Source organism: Acinetobacter defluvii, from assembly GCF_001704615.3.
GTDB lineage: Bacteria > Pseudomonadota > Gammaproteobacteria > Pseudomonadales > Moraxellaceae > Acinetobacter > Acinetobacter defluvii.
Window position 1 is genome coordinate 2898058 of the sequence record NZ_CP029397.2, and the last position, 19778, is coordinate 2917835.

The following is a 19778-nucleotide window of genomic DNA, read 5'->3' on the forward strand; positions in this document are numbered from 1 at the left end:
ATAGAGGGACACCAAGTGTGTCCCTTTTGATTTCAAAATCAAAATAACAAAAAGAACGTTAAGGATAACTATGTCTGATCAAGTCTTGTCAAAACATCGCCATATTTCATTTACTGCCCACTATACTGGATATATTTGGTATCAAATGGGGATCTCCCATCCCCTCCTTGCAACCTCAAAAGGCAAATCCTTAGCCTTTATTGCCAATCCTGTTGAAACTTGGGCAGAAAAATATGTGGGTGGCAGTATGCGCACCACCTTAAAAGATCGTCATATCATGTTAGATGACACACTCAAACAGTTGATCGAGCGTTATCCTGATCTACAAGTTTTGGAAATCGCTGCAGGATTATCACCACGGGGGTGGTGGTTTAGAGAATATTTTCCACAGATTGATTATCGTGAATTAGACTTGCCTGAGATGGCAAAAACCAAACAAGCAGCCTTAAAACAAATCAATGCAGCAAGCCCTGATGTTTTATCGGTTGATTTATTTACTGAAGATTTTAAAAATGCATTTGCTGTTTTTGACCCACAACGTCCTTTGGTGATCATCAGTGAAGGTTTAATTAATTATTTTGAGAAAAGTCTATTACAGCAGTTATTAAAATCGATTGTGAATTATGGACAAAACTTTGCGGTGCTACATTATCTGACCGATATTTATCCTGAACCAATCAAAAACAAACTGGCATCTGTCATTTGGAACAGTAGTAAACTACTTAAAGTAGTTTCTCGTAGTGCTTTTAGTTTTCACTTTCAAACACCTCAAGAAGCCCGAGTTTTTTTCCAAAAAGCAGGATTTAATCAAGTGGATGTGATTCAACCGAGCCTTTATTTCTCAGAAAAACAACTTAACAATGGCAATGCTGAAGAACATTTAGGGGACTTAGTGTGGATGATTCATGCTGAAAAATAGCGAATTCTAGCTATAAAAAAATCAGTCATATTCGACTGATTTTTTATTCACCTGAAAATCTTAAACACTTTCACAGACTTCTGCGTCTAATATGGCACGTTCTGCTGCAATGAATTTAAGTAAACGATCTGCATTTTCAAAACTACCATGCTTAAATAAAGCACGAATATGATTTTTGCCTGTCTCAAAGATCAAACATTCAATGGCAAAATCGCCTTGCTCATCATTTAAAATCAGTGCCAAATCACGTGTATGCTCAGCTGCAACTTGCACATCTTCTGCACTTAATGTCATTGAAAGTCCAAAATAATTTAGATCATTAACATGCACATCTAGTCTACACGCTAAATGACGATGGTGCAGTTGACGTTTAGGTTGTTGAAGATGAATACGGTCTTCCCCACGACGTTCCATATTTTGCATGTCTTCACGACTTAAATTAATGATGCCATCTAAACCATGAATCGACTCACCTTTTAAATAGGTGGTAAATAGCGTCATGGTTTCCTTACGGCGTTGTAGTTGTGGCACATGATCCGCATTAGCAATCATGGCAAATTGCATATCTGGGCATTGCAATGCAAATGCTGCATTTTCATGTGGCAAAGTAAAACTATCGTACTGCCCACAAGCAACCAAAGTATCGCACTGTGGCACGGGGACATTGGATAAGCGCAACAAACGATTGCAGTTAATTTCATAACGCTCTTGTTCGGTTGCAGAGAACTCAGCCATCTGTTTAAAGAAAAGACGCTTTGCTGTTGGTGACATCCGTGTTTTGTCGAGCTTAGCGTGATTGACCAAATACAAAATTACAGCTTGACCAAACTCATCCATACGCTGTTCTTTCATCAACATTAAAGACTCTTCAAGCAGCATACGCCAACTCTTGCGTGTCTTTTGCATCACCCCCATCAAAATCATTTTCTCAACCAGTTCAGGACGTTGCTCCACAAAAAAAGAGGCAATCACAGAACCTAAGGAAATGCCTACAACATCAACTTTCGGAATACCAACAATATCAAACCACTGACCCAGCATAAGCGATAAATCGGGTAATTCTAAAGTGCCTGCGGATAAACCCGTATCAACATTGGTAATTTGTTGGTTGGCTCCCATCGAGGGGAGGTCAATTAAAATCACAGGTCCACTTTCAAAAAACTGCTCTACACAGTATTTGTAGGAGTTAAAGTTTTGAAAAGCACCACCGATAATTACAATAGGCGTATTATGAATTGTCTGTGGATCAGCAATCGCCATATATTCAATTTTCCAGCCATCAATCCATGTGGTACGGGCGGGTTGTTTGAAACTATTTTTATTGTAAACATCGAAAAAACCAAAATGTGTAAAATTTTGATTTGATTCTGAGTCCATCTGGATAATGGAATTCATATCCTTCCTCCATCCTTGCTTTATTCTTTTAGTCTGCAAGATTATTATCGCTCGCGTTGTTTTATCAAATCGTGATACAGACCTACTTTTGTATCATTTCAATGTCCTTATAGTTTCATTCTATACAAATATGTGAATTCCACGCAATTGCTGAAATGACCGCTTATCATTTTTAGAGCAAAAAAGCATTGCAAAATATTTACAAGCTCACGTTTTCACTTGCATTTTATATTTTATTTACTAATCAGACTTCCTTGCTTTGATATTGACTGCTACTATCGAAGGGAAATTTCTAGGTGGTCAATTAAAACGCTATGCAAGATTCTATTGAACAGTATATGCAAACTGTAGGGAAACAGGCACGCCAAGCTTCACGCTTTTTGGCGGGTGCTTCTACGCTGCAAAAAAATAATGCACTTTCAGCTATTTATACAGCTTTGCAAAACAACCAACCGCAAATTTTAGCTGCCAATAAAGTGGACATGGACAAAGGACATGCTAACAATTTAGACAGCGCCTTACTTGATCGCCTAGAACTTAACCCCAAACGCTTCCAAGACATGCTCCAAGGCTTAAAAGATGTCATGAGTTTGACTGACCCCATTGGAGAAATCACTGATTTGGCGTATCGTCCAACGGGGATTCAAATCGGTAAAATGCGTGTACCTTTGGGTGTTGTCGGCATGATTTATGAATCTCGCCCGAACGTTACACTTGAAGCTGCATCACTGGCACTCAAATCAGGCAATGCCATTATTTTACGTGGTGGTTCAGAAGCTTTAAATTCAAATCAAGCACTTGCTGAAGCGATTCAACATGGTTTAAAAGCAGCAGGCTTACCTGAAACATGTGTTCAAGTCATCAATACCCCAGATCGTGCTGCGGTGGGTCAATTGATTACGTTATCTGAATATGTAGATGTCATCGTTCCACGTGGGGGCAAAGGTTTGGTTGAACTGATTACCAATGAAGCAACCATTCCTGTGATCAAGCACCTAGATGGCAACTGTCATGTCTATGTGGAAGCACAAGCAGATCTACACAAAGCTTTACCAATTGCTTTAAATGCCAAAACCCATCGTTATGGCGTGTGTAATGCAATGGAAACTTTACTGGTTGATGAAAAAATCGCAGAAGAGTTTTTACCACGTATTGCTGAACTTTATGCTGAAAAGCAAGTTGAACTACGTGGTGATGCTGAAACACGTCGCATTTTAGGCGCATCTGTCAAAACAGCAACCGAAGAAGATTGGTATGAAGAATATCTTGGTCCTATTCTTGCGGTCAAAGTTGTTTCAGGTTTAGATGAAGCCATTGATCATATCAATAAATATGGCTCACATCATACCGATTCGATCATCACTGAAAACTTTAGTTTGGCACGCCAGTTTTTAACCCGTGTCGACTCAAGCTCAGTGATGGTAAATGCCTCTACCCGCTTTGCGGATGGTTTTGAATATGGCTTAGGTGCTGAAATTGGCATCTCAACCAATAAAATTCATGCACGTGGTCCAGTGGGTTTAGAAGGTTTAACTTCACAAAAATGGATCGTATTAGGTGATGGTCAAATTCGCCAATAATTTTCATTTTTAGTTATTTTTATCAAGTTTCAAGCTGCATAGTTTTAAATAAGCTGTGCAGCTTTTTATGTTTCTGAAAATTATAAGGTTATAAAAATTTACAACATTAGGATGATATTTTCATACAATGCTAACAAGATAAAAAAATAAGGAGTTTGTATGTTTTATGCCTTAGTGATTATTACTTTTTTCTTGGCGCTGTTGGTGTCTTTCATTGTGATGCGTATTTTCTCAAATTCAATTAATGCCATCTTGGCGCGTATCATCAATGATCCAATCCATACAGCTTGGGCAAAATATACCAAATTTGCAGGCATGGTGGTGGGGACGTCTTCAGGTATTCGTATCTATGACATGGAAAAATACATCACGCCTCTTACTTATACAGCAAATGACAAACGTATTATTATCGAACTTACGCATGAACGTTGGTTCTTGGAAATTTATCGTACCATCATTGAAACTTTACAAGGTTTGGCGTGGATGATGTTGGTATTTTTTATGGTGTCACTGATCGCTTATGTGATTGTACGTTGGTCTGAAATTAAATATTCGAAATAATTTTTTAAACAAATCTATTTAGAATGTCTAGCGAACTCATGTTATGGTCTGAATGTTTTAACACTCAGAATGTTTGAATTCATGGGTATTTAATTTATAAATGGAATCTATCAACTGATAAATTTTAATTATAATTCTTAAAAGGGTCGATAGTGCTTAAGTCTAATCACCTAAAGTCTATCTAGGACAGAAAATCAACACATGGTACAACATTACTACTGATCTAAATTGCATCAACAAAAAGCGTAATCAGATCAATCAGGACGACCATATCAAATTACAATTTCGGGTAATAAAACGTGTCTACATCAGTATTAGTTATTAACTGCGGATCTTCATCAATTAAATATGCTTTGGTTTCAGAGCACCGCAAAGATCGAATCTTTGGTTTGGCAGAAAACTTAGGTTCTGCTGATGCACGTATTAAAGGGATTACCACTGGTGGTGCTGAACTGGAACTTTCTATTCCTTATGCAGATCATGAAAAAGCATTAGAAACGATTCTTGAGCGCTTATCGCATCACAATCCCCAAGCGATTGGTCACCGAGTGGTACATGGTGGAACTTTAACCAAAGCTGAGTTATTAACTCCTGAAATTATTGAACGTATTCGTGCAGCAACGCCACTTGCACCATTACATAATCCTGCACATTTAGTGGGTATTGATGCAACCATGCGTTTATTCCCACATTTACCACAAGTTGCTGTGTTTGATACAGCATTCCATCAAACCATGCCTGCACATGCATATCGTTATGCATTACCAAAATTTTTATACACCGAGCATAATGTCCGCCGTTATGGTTTCCACGGTACAAGCCATGCTTATGTTTCTGAACGTGGCTCTGAGCTTGCAGGCAGCTTCAAAAAAGGTGGTTGGCTTACTGCTCACTTAGGCAATGGTAGTTCAACTTGTGCAATTTGGAATGGTCAATCTGTCGATACCTCTATGGGTTTAACACCACTTGAAGGTGTGGTGATGGGCACACGTAGTGGTGATGTAGACCCAAGTATCCATAGTTTTCTTGCTTCAAACTTAGGTTGGGACATTTATAAAATTGACAAAATGCTCAATAGCCAATCTGGCTTGCTTGGTTTGTCTGATCTTTCCAATGATATGCGTACCTTGATTGAAGCTTCAGAACAAGGCAATGAAGATGCAACGCTTGCCATCGAAGTATTCTGCTACCGTTTAGCAAAATCATTGGCAGGTTTAAGCTGTGGCTTACCACGTATTGATGGCTTGTTCTTTACAGGTGGTATTGGTGAAAACTCAGCTTATATCCGTGAAAAAACAGTTGCTTACTTACCACACTTTGGTTTTAACCTGAGCAAAGAAAACAATGACAGCTTAAAGCGTGGTACTGAAGGTCGTATTGATGCTGGTACAGGTCCACAAATTTGGGTTATTCCAACAGATGAAGAAGGTCGTATTGCGAAAGAAACTGAAAATGTAGTGGTGCAAGAGGTGAATTCTTCTGTAAAAAAGTCTAATGCGGAAACTGAGATAGCTTAAGCTGTCTCGGGCTTCTATTTTATTTAAAATTTAATTTTTATTTATTTTTTTAAGAACAGTGTATGAAAACAATTTTATTGGTTCCTACAGGTGAAGGCGTAGGTCTTACCTCTGCATGTCTTGGACTTATTTATGCTTTGGACTGCCAAGGAGTCAAAGCTGGATTTTTAAAACCTTTTTCACAAGACGAAAAGGCTGACTCGGATCGTACAACTGCACTATATCGTCATGTCGCAAAAAGTGAGACGGTAGAGCCAATTGCATACACCAAACTCACGCATTTACTCAATGCTGGCGAAGAAGATGAGCTGCTTGAAGAAGCTGTTCGTTTACATCGTGAAGTTGCACGCACACATGACATCATCATTGTTGAAGGCGTTGTTCCGACTGCTCGTGATGCTTTTGCCAGTGAACTGAATGCGTCACTTGCTCAGGCGCTTGATGCAAAAGTAGTGTTTGTCAGTAATGCCAACATTGAAAAACCAGAGCAAACAGCTGAAAAAGTTGAAGCACAATTACGTAACTTTGGGGGTGCAGCATCTTCACGTAATGTTGGTGTGTTGTTCATGCGTACGCGTGGTTTGCCTGAAGAATCTGCACAAATTCCTGTTACCTTTGCCCCAGACTTACGTTTGGTTGAAGACACTGAAAAATTTACCCAAGCCATTCAACGCACACACGCACATATTGGTACAGAGCATTTACCGATTATTGGTTTAGTTCCATTTAGCGATACTTTAAGTGTGCCACGTGTTTCAGACTTGGCTATGCATATTCAAGCGACTTGGATCAATGAAGGTAAATCTAATGTACGCCGTGTTTTACATAGCAGTCTAATCGCTTCCAATATTGAACACGAATTACAAAAATTTATCGCGGGTGAGTTGATCATCAGTGCGGCAGATCGCATTGATGTATTACTTGCTGCAAGCTTAGCAACCAGTAATGGCATTCCATTGGCAGGTTTAGTTTTGGCAGAGCAACAAGAGCCAAATCCTGTCGCTTTGGCATTTTGCCAAACAGCCATTAAAAATGGTTTGCCGATTTTACACACCCCCCTGAGTACCTTTGAAACGACACAGTTACTTTCAAACCTCAGCAATGAAATTCCTGTAGATGATACGGAACGTGCTGAGCAAGTGACCCGTTTCGTTTCAAGTCATATCAATATGGATTGGTTGGTGTTGTTGCTCAATGGTGATTATCAACCACGTTTATCGCCTTCTGCATTCCGTCATGAATTGGTTCAAAAGTCGATTGCAGCGAAAAAACGTATTGTACTGCCTGAAGGTGATGAACCACGCACTATTCAAGCTGCGGCAATTTGTCAATCTCGTGGTATTGCACAGTGTATTTTATTGGCAAAACCTGAAGCAGTGGTTGAAGTTGCACGCGCACGTAATATTGACTTACCTGATGATTTAGAAATTATTGATCCAGATTTAATCCGTGAACAATATGTCGAAAAAATGGTGGAGTTGCGTAAAGGCAAATTGAATGATCTACAAGCACGAGATCAACTCCAAGATACCGTTGTCCTTGGCACAATGATGCTAGCGCTTGATCAAGTAGATGGTTTAGTTTCTGGTGCTGTACATACCACAGCCAATACTGTTCGCCCTGCTTTCCAATTAATCAAAACTGCACCTGACTATTCACTGGTATCTTCAGTATTTTTTATGCTGTTACCTGACGAAGTCTATGTTTATGGTGACTGTGCAATCAACCCTGATCCCGATGCGGAACAATTGGCTGAGATTGCGATCCAATCTGCAGACTCTGCAAAAGCATTTGGCATTGATCCACGTATTGCGATGATTTCTTATTCTACAGGAACATCAGGCATGGGAGCAGATGTCGAGAAAGTAGCGAAAGCAACTGAAATTGCCAAACAACGCCGTCCTGACTTATTGATCGATGGTCCATTACAATACGATGCGGCTTCGGTTGAAAGTGTTGGTAAGTCAAAAGCACCTGACTCAAAAGTTGCTGGTCGTGCCAATGTATTTATCTTCCCTGATTTAAATACAGGTAATACCACCTATAAAGCAGTACAACGCTCGGCAAATGTGGTCAGTGTAGGTCCAATGCTACAAGGTTTAAATAAACCTGTGAATGACTTGTCTCGTGGTGCCTTGGTCGATGATATTGTCTTTACGATTGCCCTAACTGCGATTCAAACTGAGCAGCAAGCTGCACAATAATTTTATTCAATAACATTTTAACGTTTGATACTCAAACCACCCAATTTACGGATTGGGTGGTCTTTTTTATTTCGCCGATTGATGTAAATATTCAGGTTCAAAATTCAATTCACCTTGTTCATTTACTGTCGCGGCAAACTTACGTTGTTGCTTTACATCTACCATCACCAAACCTGAAATACCTTGATTATTTAGAAATAAATAACTTGAAGCACCTTGTTGATGATCAAACTTGAGATGTGAGCCTTTCGGATCAAGCTCAAGTTTCACGTTGAGCAATTGATCTGCAACCGATGAGAATTCAAGCTTAGGATAACCATCCACGCTCACATCAATTTGCCCAGCAACCTTGCCATTTTGATCTAATAATTCAATCGTAGGGCTGTTTGCTTTGACTGCGAGACGGATACGAACTTGATCATTTTCATCCACAATTTCAAGTTCTCTCAGTTTTATTTTTTGCTGAATTTCACTCATTTTTACCTCTATTTTTGTTGTGTAATGCGTTGCTGAAAGTTTTGAATATAATGATTCGCTTTTTCTTCAAATTGATGATCGCCTGCACCAAAATACCAAGTTTCTACTGTATTTGGTTTCACCAAACCCAATTTTTCCAATTCAAGCTGCGCATCACATACTTCAAGTAAAGCGTCTAACAAAACAGAACTTAAATCTGTTTGTATATTTAAACCTGTATCCAAAATACTGGGAGCAAATGCCACACTTTTCACTGCCAGTTGGTTGGCAGTTCGAAATGCTATTTGCACTGCTTTTGACGTATCAGCAACTGTCCATTCTTCAGGATTTCCCATTCCAATCAACAAGACTTTTTCAGATTGCAGATTGTGTTGTGGGTGGTTAATAAGTAATGTTTCAAAACGAATTGCTGAAAATAATTTTTGTTCTCTGATATACAGTAATTTTCCATTCAATGCGTGATTTAAATCTGCCAGTCCGCCTTTGATAGGTGCATGATTAATTTCATGTTCAAAGAAACATCCACATGCCAAATCAACCTCAGCGGTTACGGCATCCCATGTCACAATATGAATGTTAATGTTTTTATATTGACCAACAACAAATTGTTTTGTATTTGACATAAATAAATCATTCTTTTTGGGGGACAATTCTATTTTGTCGGCTTTAGGCTAAAATGAATGTTGATAAATTCTTATCATTTGTGGTGTTTTGAGTAATTTTTTTAAATACATCATCATTTTTTATCCTAATGTTCTGTACAGCAATCCATGCTCAATGACGTTCAACCCCTATCCTCCAATTAAATCGTATTACAATATTGTAAAATTACTTCCCCTCAAGATTTATTAAACTTTAGCCCAAATCTTAAGCAAAGTGCCGACAAATCTTGCTTTATCACGTATAATTTAGCCCGCTAGCTATCAGCCCGCTCAAGAGATTTTTGATATGACAACTATTATCAAGCAAGATGACTTGATCACATCGGTCAAGGATGCACTTCAGTTCATTTCTTACTATCATCCACAAGACTTCATCCAAGCGATGAGCCGTGCATATGATCGTGAAGAGAACAAAGCTGCAAAAGACGCCATCGCACAAATTTTAATTAACTCTCGTATGTGTGCAGAAGGTCATCGTCCAATCTGTCAAGATACTGGTATTGTTAATGTATTTGTTGATGTGGGCTTGGATGTTAAATTTGATTTAACCATGAGTTTGGATGATGCGATCAACGAAGGTGTACGCCAAGGTTATTTAGAAAACTCAAACGTACTTCGTGCATCTGTACTTGCAGATCCTGCTTTTGGTCGTAAAAATACCAAAGACAACACCCCTGCTGTGATTCACTACAAACTCGTCCCAGGCAACAAAGTTGATATTACTGTTGCGGCTAAGGGTGGCGGTTCAGAAAATAAATCTAAACTTGCGATGTTAAATCCATCTGACTCAATCGTGGATTGGGTACTGAAAACTGTACCAACCATGGGTGCAGGTTGGTGTCCGCCAGGTATGCTCGGTATCGGGATCGGGGGGACTGCAGAAAAAGCCATGATGCTTGCCAAAGAGTCACTCATGGAAGAAATCAACATGGACGAGTTACTTCATCGTGGCCCACAAAACCAAATCGAAGAACTTCGTATCGAAATCTTCGAGAAAGTGAATGCACTCGGGATTGGCGCGCAAGGTCTTGGTGGTTTAACCACTGTGCTTGATATTAAAATCAAAGATTATCCATGTCATGCTGCGGGCAAACCAGTCGGTATGATTCCGAACTGCGCTGCAACTCGTCATGCACATTTCCAGTTAGATGGTTCTGGTGTTGCACATATTCAAGCACCTAAACTTTCTGATTACCCAGAAGTCACTTGGGATTCTTCAAAATCTAAACGTGTTGATTTAGACAACATCACACAAGAAGAAATGAATTCTTGGAAACCAGGCGATACCTTGCTGCTTAACGGCACAATCTATACAGGTCGTGACGCTGCGCATAAACGCATGGTCGACATGTTAAATAAAGGCGAAGAACTTCCTGTAGACCTAAAAGGTAAATTCATTTACTACGTGGGTCCAGTCGATCCAGTTGGCGATGAAGTGGTTGGTCCTGCAGGTCCTACAACGGCTACACGTATGGACAAGTTCACTCGCCAAGTACTTGAAGCAACTGGCTTGTTCGGCATGATCGGTAAAGCGGATCGTGGTCCTGCTGCGGTTGAAGCGATTAAAGACAATCAAGCAACTTACCTCATGGCTGTCGGTGGTGCTGCTTACCTCGTCTCTAAAGCGGTTCGTCAGGCTGAGGTCGTGGCATTTGCTGACTTAGGTATGGAAGCGATCTACAAGTTTGTAGTAGAAGATATGCCTGTTTCTGTTGCTGTAGATGTCAACGGCACATCGATTCATGCCACTGCACCAAAAATCTGGCAAGCAAAAATCGGAAAAATCCCAGTAGTTGATGCTGCTGCGAACTAATCCGAGATTTAGAGAGATTCGACTTGAATCTTGATGAAAAAGCACCCTATGATGAGGGTGCTTTTTTATTTTTGAGAAAACGATGAAAATAAAACCTTATGTATTTTCTATACTTTTATTTGGCTTGAGTTTACAAGCTTTTGCAGCACCTGCAACGACACAACAAATTCAACAACTCATCAAACTTGAACATTGGGATCAATTCAAACCCGCATTGCTTCAACAAAGCATGCCCAATATGAAAGCTGCCACAGAAGAGTTAATGCTTGAGCAGATACAACAAAGCGATCCTCAACCGATTACTGCAGATCAACAAGTACTGATTATTCAAATTTCTGACATTATAATCAATGACATGATCGAACGAGTCGATGAGCAAGCTTTTCTCAACAATATTTATGCTGCCTATCAAACACTCAGCAAAGCACAAGCGGCAGCTTTATTAAACGTGTATAAAAAGCCTCATATGCAAAATGCAGGTAAAAATATTCCGGTAATGATTGCACACATGGTGGATGCATCGACCAACGATTTTAATAAGCTCATCAGTTTGACTGAAATCCAAGACATCATTCGTGAGAATCAACAGTAATGAAAAAAAGCATAGTTTTTGTTAGTCTTTACCTAACGAGTTCACTACTTTATGCAACACCAGCCAGTACTGCTACTACACAGCAGTTTATTGAAACCATTCAACTGGAACAGCACATTCAAAAGCTTTCGAATAGCAATGCATTTCAGGAACTAACTCAGCAAATCATTGCCTATTATCAGATTCCTCAAACGCAACAAAATCAGACACGTATCAACAATGCAATAAAAAAATACTATCAAAGTGATGCATACAAACAACAATTCCAACAACAACTTTTTGACATCTATAGTAAAAACATGAGTGAAGAAGAGTTACAAGAATGGATCACATTTTATAAAACACCCATAGGTAAATCTATTTTAAATAACTCTAAGTTTGAAGATAAAATTGTAAATGCTGTTGAACAAATTTTTCCTGAAAATGCAGAACCTTCTGCACGAGCTCAACAGAAACTCAGCCACGCAATGGAAAAATTCTTCCTCAGATAAAACTCGTCCTGTAGAGACAAACACACAAATTATAGATTTAGATAAATCAAAGGACATAAAATGAATATATTCAAAATACTACTTTGCCTTGGATTATGCACACTTGCGCCTATGACTTTTGCAGCACAAGCCACTAATCAGCAAGTGCAAAAACTCATTGATGTCATGAGGATTGATCAACTTTTACAACAAACCGTCCAACAAATCCGTCCACAGATAGATCAACAAGCCTATGTCATTGTGCAAAATATCGTGAAACATGACAAACTCAGCCCACAAGAACAAATTGTTGCCAATGAATTGGCAGATCAACTTTTCGAGCAAAGTAAGAAAAGTATTTCTTGGGATAAAATGCAGCCGATTTATCAGAAAATTTATAAAGACGTGTATAGTGGTGAAGAGGTTCAAGCACAGATTGATTTTTATTCAAGTAAAGTTGGACAAGCCATCCTTGAGAAAAGCCCAATCGTGGCACAAGAATCCATGAAAATAGTAAATACACAGCTCTTGTCGACCATGCAATCGACTGAGAAAGACTTTGCGCAACTAAATAAAAAATTAGAAGCATTGAAAAAAGCAGCAGAAGCACAGTAAAGATAAATCTTTTAAACATGAAAAAGAGGTTTTAATACCTCTTTTCCAAATCATAAAAAATCTAAATCACCATGTGAGTGGATTCCAAATTTTAAATGGTGTACTTAAATGCACATCATCACTGGCTTGATAATCACCGCTGTCGATTTTTTCTTTGGGTTGAATAACTTTCCCATCTGCACGCAGCTCACCGACAAAGTTTAAACCGGGTGACTTCAACTGAGTCATACCGATTTCTTTGAGTGCTTGGCGAGTTGGCATTTGCATAAGAGGTCCAACTTTCAACAATTCGCCACCACCATTTGGACCCCCACGGAATTTCTCTTCCTCATACTTTACAAAGTATTGCTGCCCTGCTTGTACATGAAAATAGGCAACTTTTGGTTTTTGGAAATGAATCACCGCCAAAGGACGACTTAAACTGAGTTTATAATCTCCTTCTGCCAACTCAATCCAATAATAATGATTGCTGATCAAACTTGGAATGCGTTTACCATTCAGATAAAAACTTTGTGCAATAATTTCTTGACGATTCCACTTACTATCTGGGCGATAAAAATACACCACTGCCGCATTTGGATTTTGTGGTTTCACCAATTTGAAATATTGTCCTGGTTCTTGATTGATCCATGAACCTACGGAAAATTTACCCAATTTATATTGGTCTAATTTTTCATAAACAAATGAATTTTCTTTTTCAAAATCGACTGCTTTGAGTGTTGAAACTACATTATGACTGCTTGGTTGTTGCTCCACTGCTTTATGGCTTTGACAAGCTGTCAACGCACAACTTGCTACAATCATTAGACCCACATAACGCATGATTATCCCTCACCACGTATTTTTTATTTTCATTTTTGAATGAAGATGATTTTCTCAAATTTAGCTTAACATTTCATTGACGATTTAAAAATAAAAAACGTGTAAAAAGTCCAGCTTCTTACACGTTTCGGATGAGTTGCAGAGTTTTTTAATGAATATTAAGCAGATTTGCTATTAATCACTTTTAAATCCACTTTTTCTTCAGCTGCTGCTTCTTGCTTTGGCTGACGCTCTGCTTGATAAATTGGTTCAGCTTTATCATTAATCACATCAGCATTAATGATGACTGTGCCAACATCTTCTCGGCTTGGTAAGTCATACATGGTTTCAAGTAAGACATTTTCCAAAATCGAACGTAGACCACGCGCACCCGTATTTCGCTCAAGTGCTTTTTTCGCCACAGCACGTAATGCAGAATCTTCAAAGATCAGATCTACATCTTCCATTTCGAACAAGTATTGATACTGACGTGTTAAGGCATTTTTTGGCTCAGTCAAAATTTGCATTAACGCTTCTTCATCAAGTTCTTCAAGCGTTGCGATCACGGGCAAACGACCGATAAACTCTGGAATTAAACCAAACTTCACCAGATCAGTCGCTTCAACTTGGCTAAACAATTCAGAAAGTTTTTTGCTATCGTCTTTGTTTTTTACGTCTGCAGTAAAACCAATTCCACCTTTTTCTTGGCGTTGTTGTACCACTTTTTCAAGCCCAGCAAATGCGCCACCACAAATAAATAGAATATTTGAGGTATCAATTTGAATAAACTCTTGTTGTGGATGCTTACGTCCGCCTTGTGGTGGAATCGATGCAACCGTACCCTCGATCATTTTCAAGAGTGCTTGTTGAACACCTTCACCTGATACATCACGTGTAATCGATGGATTTTCAGATTTACGGGTAATCTTATCAATCTCATCAATATAGATAATGCCTTTTTGCGCTTTTTCTACATCATAGTCTGCTTTCTGTAACAGCTTTTGCACGATGTTTTCAACATCTTCACCAACATACCCCGCTTCGGTTAAAGTCGTTGCATCTGCCATTGCAAAAGGCACATCGAGTAAACGTGCAAGCGTTTGCGCCAATAACGTTTTCCCTGAACCTGTTGGACCAATCAGTAGAATATTACTCTTGGCAAGTTCAATCACATCTTTAGATTTATGTGCAGACTGCGTCACTTTTAAACGTTTATAATGGTTATATACCGCAACGGATAAAGTTTTCTTCGCCGTATCTTGACCAATCACATACTGATCAAGCGCAGCACGAATTTCATGTGGTTTAGGCAATGGACGTGTTGCCCAATCCCCAGTTTCAACTTGTTGACTGGTCTGAACTAAGTCTAAGCAGACATCTACACACTCATTACAAATGTAAGCGTCCTCACCAGCAATCAATTTTCCAACTTCAGACTGTGTTTTTCCACAAAATGAACAATGTTTTTGTCCTTGAGGATTATCGGACATTTTCACTCCAAATCTTAAATCTGTACATTAAAGCTTAGTTTTGCGGGCGTTTGGTTAAAACTTGATCCACTAAACCATATTCTTTGGCTTGCTGGGCAGTCATAAAGTTATCACGATCTGTGTCTTTTGCTACACGATCATAGTCTTGACCACTATGCTCTGCCATCAAACGATTTAAACGTTCTTTAATAAATAAAATCTCACGGGCATGGATTTCAATATCCGATGCTTGACCACGGAAACCACCCAAGGGTTGGTGAATCATAACACGTGCATTTTCAAGGCAATAGCGTTTACCTTTCGCACCAGCATTTAATAAGAATGCCCCCATAGATGCAGCTTGCCCCATACAATAGGTCACCACATCTGGTTTAATGAATTGCATGGTATCGTAAATCGCCATACCTGCAGTCACAGAACCACCTGGAGAGTTAATATATAAATGAATATCTTTATCTGGGTTTTCAGCTTCTAAAAACAACATTTGCGCAACGATTAAGTTTGCCATGTTGTCTTCAACTTCACCTGTTAAGAAAATCACACGCTCACGTAAAAGACGTGAAAAAATATCGAAAGAACGCTCTCCACGAGATGATTGTTCTACGACCATAGGCACTAAAGCGTTTTCAATAGATGGAACATACATATGTTATTTATTCCTGAATTTTGTTACCCAGCTCATAATGACAATATGAGGGATAATGATTGAAATTGCAAAATATTCCCCATTAAAAATCATTTTTTTTGAATACACATTATGAATTTGGGTCAATTACAATTTTGATACAGCATAAAAAAAGGCGCTCGAAAGCGCCTCTTAACTCACAAGAACTTAGCCTTGTTGACGCGCTTGTTGTTCTTTCAATAAATCTTGGTAGCTCACTTCTGTATCAGATACTTTCGCAGCAGCCAAGATGTAATCTACAACTTGATCTTCTAAAACAACTGCTTCGATTTGAGCACGTTGCTTTTCATCATTTTTGAAGTATTCGATCACTTCAGCAGGATCTTCATAAGAAGTTGCCATGTCTTCGATATACGCATCTACACGTGCAGCATCAACTTCAAGCTTAGCATCAGCTAAAATCTTGCTGACTAATACGCCAAGTTTAACTGATTTTTCAGCTTGTTCTTTGAATAAGTCATCTGGAAGCATGCTGCTGTCAAATGCTTTTGCACCTTGCGCACCAAACTGTTGTGTGAACTGCTGAATCATTTGTTGACGTTGACGATCAATTTCTTGTGCAACCATCGCAGAAGGAAGTTCAACTTCATTTGCAGCAACAAGTGCATCAAACGCAGCAGATTTAACTTGATTACGAAGACCATTTTTCACTTCACGTTCCATATTTTTACGAACGTCAGCTTTTAATTTTTCAACGCCTTCTTCTTCAGTAATACCAAAGATTTGTAAGAATTCAGCATCAATTTCAGGAAGTTTTGGTTTCTCAACCAATTTCACATTGATTTTAAATTGTGCTGCTTTACCTGCAAGGTTTTCAGCTTGGTAATCTTCAGGGAAAGTCACATCGATCACTTTCTCTTCGCCTTTCTTCATACCGATGATGCCATCTTCGAAGCCAGGAATCATACGACCAGAACCTAATACTAGTTTAAAGTCTTCAGCCGCACCGCCTTCAAACTTCTCACCGTCTACAGTTCCTTCAAAGTCGAAAGTCACTTGCATGTCTTTTTTCGCCATACCTTTGGTTTCAGCCCAAGTTTGACGTTGTTTTTGCAAGTTTTCGAGCATTGTGTCGACATCTTTGTCATTCACTGACGTTGATTTACGTTCGATTTCTAAGCCGTCTAACGCATTTACAGTCACTTCAGGATAAACTTCTACAGTTGCTTCATAAACTAAAGCATCATCTTTATTTTCAACTTTTTCGATGTTTGGCATGCCAACAGCGTTAATTTTTTCTTGTTGAATTGCTTCAAACACCGTGTCACGAATGATGTCATTCACCACTTCTTGGTAAATGCCAGCACCATATTCACGACGAACAACGTTTACAGGAACTTTACCTGGACGGAAGCCGTTAATCTTCACAGTTTTGGCAGTGCGTTTTAAACGAGCTTCGAATTGCTCATTCACACGGCTCGTCGGTACAGAAACATTTAAACGACGGGCAACGCCCGAAACCGCTTCAGAAGTTACTTGCATGGCTTCCTCTATATAATAGTAGTTACAATTTAAAAAAGTGCCATATTATATGACAACTTTATAGATATACAAAATGTGGGTTATTTTAACCTCTAAATTAAAAATTTCTCTATATTTCTTTTCACTAATTTTCCAGATTCAATTCTTCTACATTTAGAAAAAACAATATACAAATTTATTGCAAATAATAACAATTCTCATTACTATTAAACTCAACTTTACGTAATTTTTTATTTTTCATTAACTTACTATTTTGATCTCGTCCAAGTATTGGAATTCTTTTATGAGTAAATTCAACCTCCATCCTCTCACACTTGCACTGTTTGCTTTTAGCTCAAGCTTTGCCTATGCAGAAGCACAGCCTGCACCTCAAGAACCTGTGCAACAACTTGAAGCTGTGGTACTTACTGCATCAGGCTTTGAACAGAAATTGAAAAATGCACCTGCCAGTATCAGCGTGGTATCCAAAGAAGAAATAGAAAAGAAAAATGCCACATCGATTGCTGATTTATTGGTAGATGTACCTGGACTGGATATCCGTGATGGCGTCGGAAAAACTTCTGGTCTAAATATCAAAATGCGGGGCTTAGATGCACCTTATACTTTGATTTTGATTGACGGAAGACGTCAATCAACGTCTAGCGATGTCACGCCAAATGGTTTTGGTGAAACATCCACTGGCTATCTCCCCCCGATTGCCGCTATTGAACGTATTGAAGTGATTCGTGGACCAATGGCTACGCGTTATGGTTCTGAAGCGATGGGCGGTGTCATCAATATCATTACCAAAAAAATAAGCGATGTGTGGCATGGCAATATCACATTGGGTGGCAATATCATGGAGCATACAGGCGAAGCAGATTCATGGAAATCTAGTTTTGTCGTAAATGGTCCAATTGTCCAAGATCGTTTAGGAATCCAGCTTCGCGGTAGCTATTTAGACCGTCAAAAATCAGAACGTATTCCGGGAACATCTGGTCGTGATCCTCGTCCGAGTGAAGCAGATAACTACGATTTTGGTACAAAACTCAGTCTAAAACTGAATGATCAAAATAGTCTTTGGACAGATGCCTTTCATTCCTCACAGACTTATCAAAATGATGATAATCGCTTAGGTACACAAGATACAGATAAAAAAGCCAATGGTTATCACGACCAGTTAAAGTTTAAACGTACTCAATTCTCTGTCGGTCATGATGGTGATTATGCACTAGGTTCACTGAGATCATATGCAAGCCATACCACTACTGAAACGGTTGGACGTACTATTCCTACCAATACCTTCCCGAATAATCTAAGTGCAGGTGCAGATCGTACTTTAGAAAATACAGATCTTGTTGTAGATACGCATTTCATTGCACCGATTGCCAATCATAAACTTACTGTTGGTGCTGAATATAAAGAATCAACTGTTGCAGATGATATTGCAGGCATAGGGTCAGAGTTCAAAAAGGATTCTTGGTCTTTATATGCTGAAAATGAATGGAAAATGCTCAATAATTTAAGATTAACTCTAGGTGGTCGTTTTGAGGAGCATAGCGGATTTGGCGGACATTTCAGCCCACGTGCTTATTTGGTATGGAATGCCAATAATGCCATTACCCTAAAAGGTGGTGTAAGCACAGGTTATAAAGCACCTTCTGCCAAAGATTTATACAATGGTATCATCAGCGTCGGTGGACAAGGCACCAGTTTTGGAATTGGCTCTCCCAACCTAAAACCTGAAGAATCAACCAACTATGAACTTGGTTTTTATTTTAACCAAGGCGATCTCGACTTCTCTACCACTGTATTTCATACCAAAATCAAAGACCGTTTTACCAATGGTCCTGAATTACTCAACTGTTATTATGTAGACAAAGATGGTACTCAGCCGAATTTAGCAAATCCGAGCTGCGTCAGTTTTGGTTCACATATTACCCAACAAGCATTCTCACAAAAAACCAATGCCGATGAAGCAAAATCTGAAGGCGTAGAGGTCAGTATGAAATATAGTGTCCTACCTGAGTGGGATATACAAACCGCCTATACGTATATGGAAACTGAGATTACGAAAGGTAAAGACAAAGGTAATGCACTAAGTAATGTCCCTAAAAATGCTTTTAACACTACATCAACCTGGCATATCAATGACCAGTTTGATTTATGGTTACAACATGAATATAAATCAAGCCGTACTCGCTATGACACTGCACAAACGCCAGGGACAGATGCTGCAACGATTTATGAATTAACAGGCAATAAACTTAAAGGCTATAACTTATTTAATTTAGGTGCAAGCTACACAGTGAATGACCAATTACGCTTCAATGGCGCTATTAACAATCTATTAGATAAAGACTTTGCAGGAAATCAAACTTATATCAACGCAAAAGGTGAACTCGCAACTGCTTATGACTATATGTCAATTAGTTCAGGCATGGATGGTACTTATTTACCTGGAAGAAACTTCTGGCTATCGGTTTCCTATGATTTCTAATTCATAAAACCAATAAAAAACCCTTCTTTAAAAGGG

At 38.9% G+C, this 19778-nt stretch carries 16 protein-coding genes and 2 pseudogenes; 10 read left to right on the forward strand and 8 right to left on the reverse strand.

Annotated features, from left to right (window positions below):
• The first annotated feature begins 70 nt into the window (after positions 1 to 70).
• Complete coding sequence (locus tag DJ533_RS16300) at positions 71 to 919, forward strand: class I SAM-dependent methyltransferase (RefSeq protein WP_065993484.1); 849 nt, start codon at positions 71 to 73, stop codon at positions 917 to 919.
• A gap of 60 nt (positions 920 to 979) precedes the next feature.
• On the opposite strand, the pseudogene DJ533_RS19175 reads toward DJ533_RS16300, so the two are convergent.
• Both DJ533_RS19175 and DJ533_RS16305 read right to left on the reverse strand, forming a co-directional pair.
• A pseudogene (locus tag DJ533_RS19175) lies at positions 980 to 1174 on the reverse strand (alpha/beta fold hydrolase); the annotation flags it as partial.
• Positions 1175 to 1269: 95 nt separating this feature from the next.
• Positions 1270 to 2314: pseudogene (locus DJ533_RS16305) on the reverse strand (alpha/beta fold hydrolase); the annotation flags it as partial.
• Positions 2315 to 2628: 314 nt separating this feature from the next.
• On the opposite strand from DJ533_RS16305, the gene DJ533_RS16310 reads away from it, so the two are divergent.
• From DJ533_RS16310 to pta, 4 genes are all read left to right on the forward strand, one after another.
• Entirely contained in the window at positions 2629 to 3894 is a 1266-nt protein-coding gene (locus DJ533_RS16310) for a glutamate-5-semialdehyde dehydrogenase (protein WP_065993482.1), read from the forward strand.
• Between the two features lie 159 nt (positions 3895 to 4053).
• Positions 4054 to 4455 carry a hypothetical protein gene (locus tag DJ533_RS16315; RefSeq protein ID WP_065993481.1) on the forward strand — a complete coding sequence of 134 codons (402 nt, stop codon included), beginning with the start codon at positions 4054 to 4056 and terminating at the stop codon, positions 4453 to 4455.
• 299 nt (positions 4456 to 4754) lie between these two features.
• Complete coding sequence (locus DJ533_RS16320) at positions 4755 to 5972, forward strand: acetate/propionate family kinase (protein ID WP_065993480.1); 1218 nt, start codon at positions 4755 to 4757, stop codon at positions 5970 to 5972.
• 62 nt (positions 5973 to 6034) lie between these two features.
• Positions 6035 to 8176 (forward strand): phosphate acetyltransferase, encoded by a 2142-nt coding sequence (gene pta / locus DJ533_RS16325; protein WP_065993479.1) that lies wholly within the window; start codon positions 6035 to 6037, stop codon positions 8174 to 8176.
• A gap of 66 nt (positions 8177 to 8242) precedes the next feature.
• Here the strand turns inward: pta and DJ533_RS16330 are convergent, their stop codons facing one another.
• Positions 8243 to 8653, reverse strand: a complete 411-nt coding sequence (locus tag DJ533_RS16330; RefSeq protein ID WP_065993478.1) for a hypothetical protein — start codon at positions 8651 to 8653, stop codon at positions 8243 to 8245.
• Between the two features lie 8 nt (positions 8654 to 8661).
• The gene (locus DJ533_RS16335; RefSeq protein WP_065993477.1) at positions 8662 to 9276 is read right to left on the reverse strand and encodes a M17 family peptidase N-terminal domain-containing protein; all 615 of its coding nucleotides are present in this window, start codon (positions 9274 to 9276) and stop codon (positions 8662 to 8664) included.
• A 325-nt stretch (positions 9277 to 9601) separates the two neighbouring features.
• Here DJ533_RS16335 and DJ533_RS16340 point away from each other — a divergent pair, with 325 nt between their 5' ends.
• From DJ533_RS16340 to DJ533_RS16355, 4 genes are all read left to right on the forward strand, one after another.
• Complete coding sequence (locus DJ533_RS16340; protein ID WP_065993476.1) at positions 9602 to 11128, forward strand: fumarate hydratase; 1527 nt, start codon at positions 9602 to 9604, stop codon at positions 11126 to 11128.
• Positions 11129 to 11210: 82 nt separating this feature from the next.
• A complete protein-coding gene (locus DJ533_RS16345; protein ID WP_065993475.1) occupies positions 11211 to 11720 on the forward strand; it encodes a hypothetical protein in 510 nt (169 codons plus the stop codon).
• A complete protein-coding gene (locus DJ533_RS16350; RefSeq protein ID WP_065993474.1) occupies positions 11720 to 12211 on the forward strand; it encodes a DUF2059 domain-containing protein in 492 nt (163 codons plus the stop codon). The genes DJ533_RS16345 and DJ533_RS16350 overlap by 1 nt, the downstream gene beginning before the upstream one ends.
• Positions 12212 to 12271: 60 nt before the next feature.
• Positions 12272 to 12805, forward strand: coding sequence for a DUF2059 domain-containing protein (locus tag DJ533_RS16355; RefSeq protein WP_065993473.1), 534 nt, complete (start codon positions 12272 to 12274; stop codon positions 12803 to 12805).
• A gap of 66 nt (positions 12806 to 12871) precedes the next feature.
• On the opposite strand, the gene DJ533_RS16360 is transcribed toward DJ533_RS16355, so the two are convergent.
• The 4 genes from DJ533_RS16360 to tig form a co-directional block, all read right to left on the reverse strand.
• Entirely contained in the window at positions 12872 to 13627 is a 756-nt protein-coding gene (locus DJ533_RS16360) for a DUF2846 domain-containing protein (protein ID WP_065993472.1), read from the reverse strand.
• Positions 13628 to 13785: 158 nt separating this feature from the next.
• The gene (gene clpX, locus DJ533_RS16365) at positions 13786 to 15096 is read right to left on the reverse strand and encodes an ATP-dependent Clp protease ATP-binding subunit ClpX (protein ID WP_065993471.1); all 1311 of its coding nucleotides are present in this window, start codon (positions 15094 to 15096) and stop codon (positions 13786 to 13788) included.
• A 34-nt stretch (positions 15097 to 15130) separates the two neighbouring features.
• Positions 15131 to 15742, reverse strand: a complete 612-nt coding sequence (gene clpP, locus DJ533_RS16370; protein ID WP_065993470.1) for an ATP-dependent Clp endopeptidase proteolytic subunit ClpP — start codon at positions 15740 to 15742, stop codon at positions 15131 to 15133.
• 186 nt (positions 15743 to 15928) lie between these two features.
• The gene (gene tig / locus DJ533_RS16375; protein WP_065993469.1) at positions 15929 to 17263 is read right to left on the reverse strand and encodes a trigger factor; all 1335 of its coding nucleotides are present in this window, start codon (positions 17261 to 17263) and stop codon (positions 15929 to 15931) included.
• Positions 17264 to 17546: 283 nt separating this feature from the next.
• Between tig and DJ533_RS16380 the strand changes: the two genes are divergently transcribed.
• Positions 17547 to 19742 (forward strand): TonB-dependent receptor domain-containing protein, encoded by a 2196-nt coding sequence (locus tag DJ533_RS16380; RefSeq protein ID WP_065993468.1) that lies wholly within the window; start codon positions 17547 to 17549, stop codon positions 19740 to 19742.
• Positions 19743 to 19778 lie beyond the last annotated feature (36 nt).

Excerpts from the sequence above, each read along its gene's own strand:
- DJ533_RS16300 (WP_065993484.1), top strand. The coding sequence starts at position 71 with ATGTCTGATCAAGTCTTGTCAAAACATCGCCATATTTCATTTACTGCC.
- DJ533_RS16310 (WP_065993482.1), top strand. The coding sequence starts at position 2,629 with ATGCAAGATTCTATTGAACAGTATATGCAAACTGTAGGGAAACAGGCA.
- DJ533_RS16360 (WP_065993472.1), bottom strand. The coding sequence starts at position 13,627 with ATGCGTTATGTGGGTCTAATGATTGTAGCAAGTTGTGCGTTGACAGCT.
- DJ533_RS16340 (WP_065993476.1), top strand. The coding sequence starts at position 9,602 with ATGACAACTATTATCAAGCAAGATGACTTGATCACATCGGTCAAGGAT.
- DJ533_RS16380 (WP_065993468.1), top strand. The coding sequence starts at position 17,547 with ATGAGTAAATTCAACCTCCATCCTCTCACACTTGCACTGTTTGCTTTT.
- clpX (WP_065993471.1), bottom strand. The coding sequence starts at position 15,096 with ATGTCCGATAATCCTCAAGGACAAAAACATTGTTCATTTTGTGGAAAA.
- DJ533_RS16335 (WP_065993477.1), bottom strand. The coding sequence starts at position 9,276 with ATGTCAAATACAAAACAATTTGTTGTTGGTCAATATAAAAACATTAAC.
- DJ533_RS16355 (WP_065993473.1), top strand. The coding sequence starts at position 12,272 with ATGAATATATTCAAAATACTACTTTGCCTTGGATTATGCACACTTGCG.
- DJ533_RS16330 (WP_065993478.1), bottom strand. The coding sequence starts at position 8,653 with ATGAGTGAAATTCAGCAAAAAATAAAACTGAGAGAACTTGAAATTGTG.
- tig (WP_065993469.1), bottom strand. The coding sequence starts at position 17,263 with ATGCAAGTAACTTCTGAAGCGGTTTCGGGCGTTGCCCGTCGTTTAAAT.
- DJ533_RS16315 (WP_065993481.1), top strand. The coding sequence starts at position 4,054 with ATGTTTTATGCCTTAGTGATTATTACTTTTTTCTTGGCGCTGTTGGTG.
- DJ533_RS16345 (WP_065993475.1), top strand. The coding sequence starts at position 11,211 with ATGAAAATAAAACCTTATGTATTTTCTATACTTTTATTTGGCTTGAGT.
- DJ533_RS16350 (WP_065993474.1), top strand. The coding sequence starts at position 11,720 with ATGAAAAAAAGCATAGTTTTTGTTAGTCTTTACCTAACGAGTTCACTA.
- pta (WP_065993479.1), top strand. The coding sequence starts at position 6,035 with ATGAAAACAATTTTATTGGTTCCTACAGGTGAAGGCGTAGGTCTTACC.
- clpP (WP_065993470.1), bottom strand. The coding sequence starts at position 15,742 with ATGTATGTTCCATCTATTGAAAACGCTTTAGTGCCTATGGTCGTAGAA.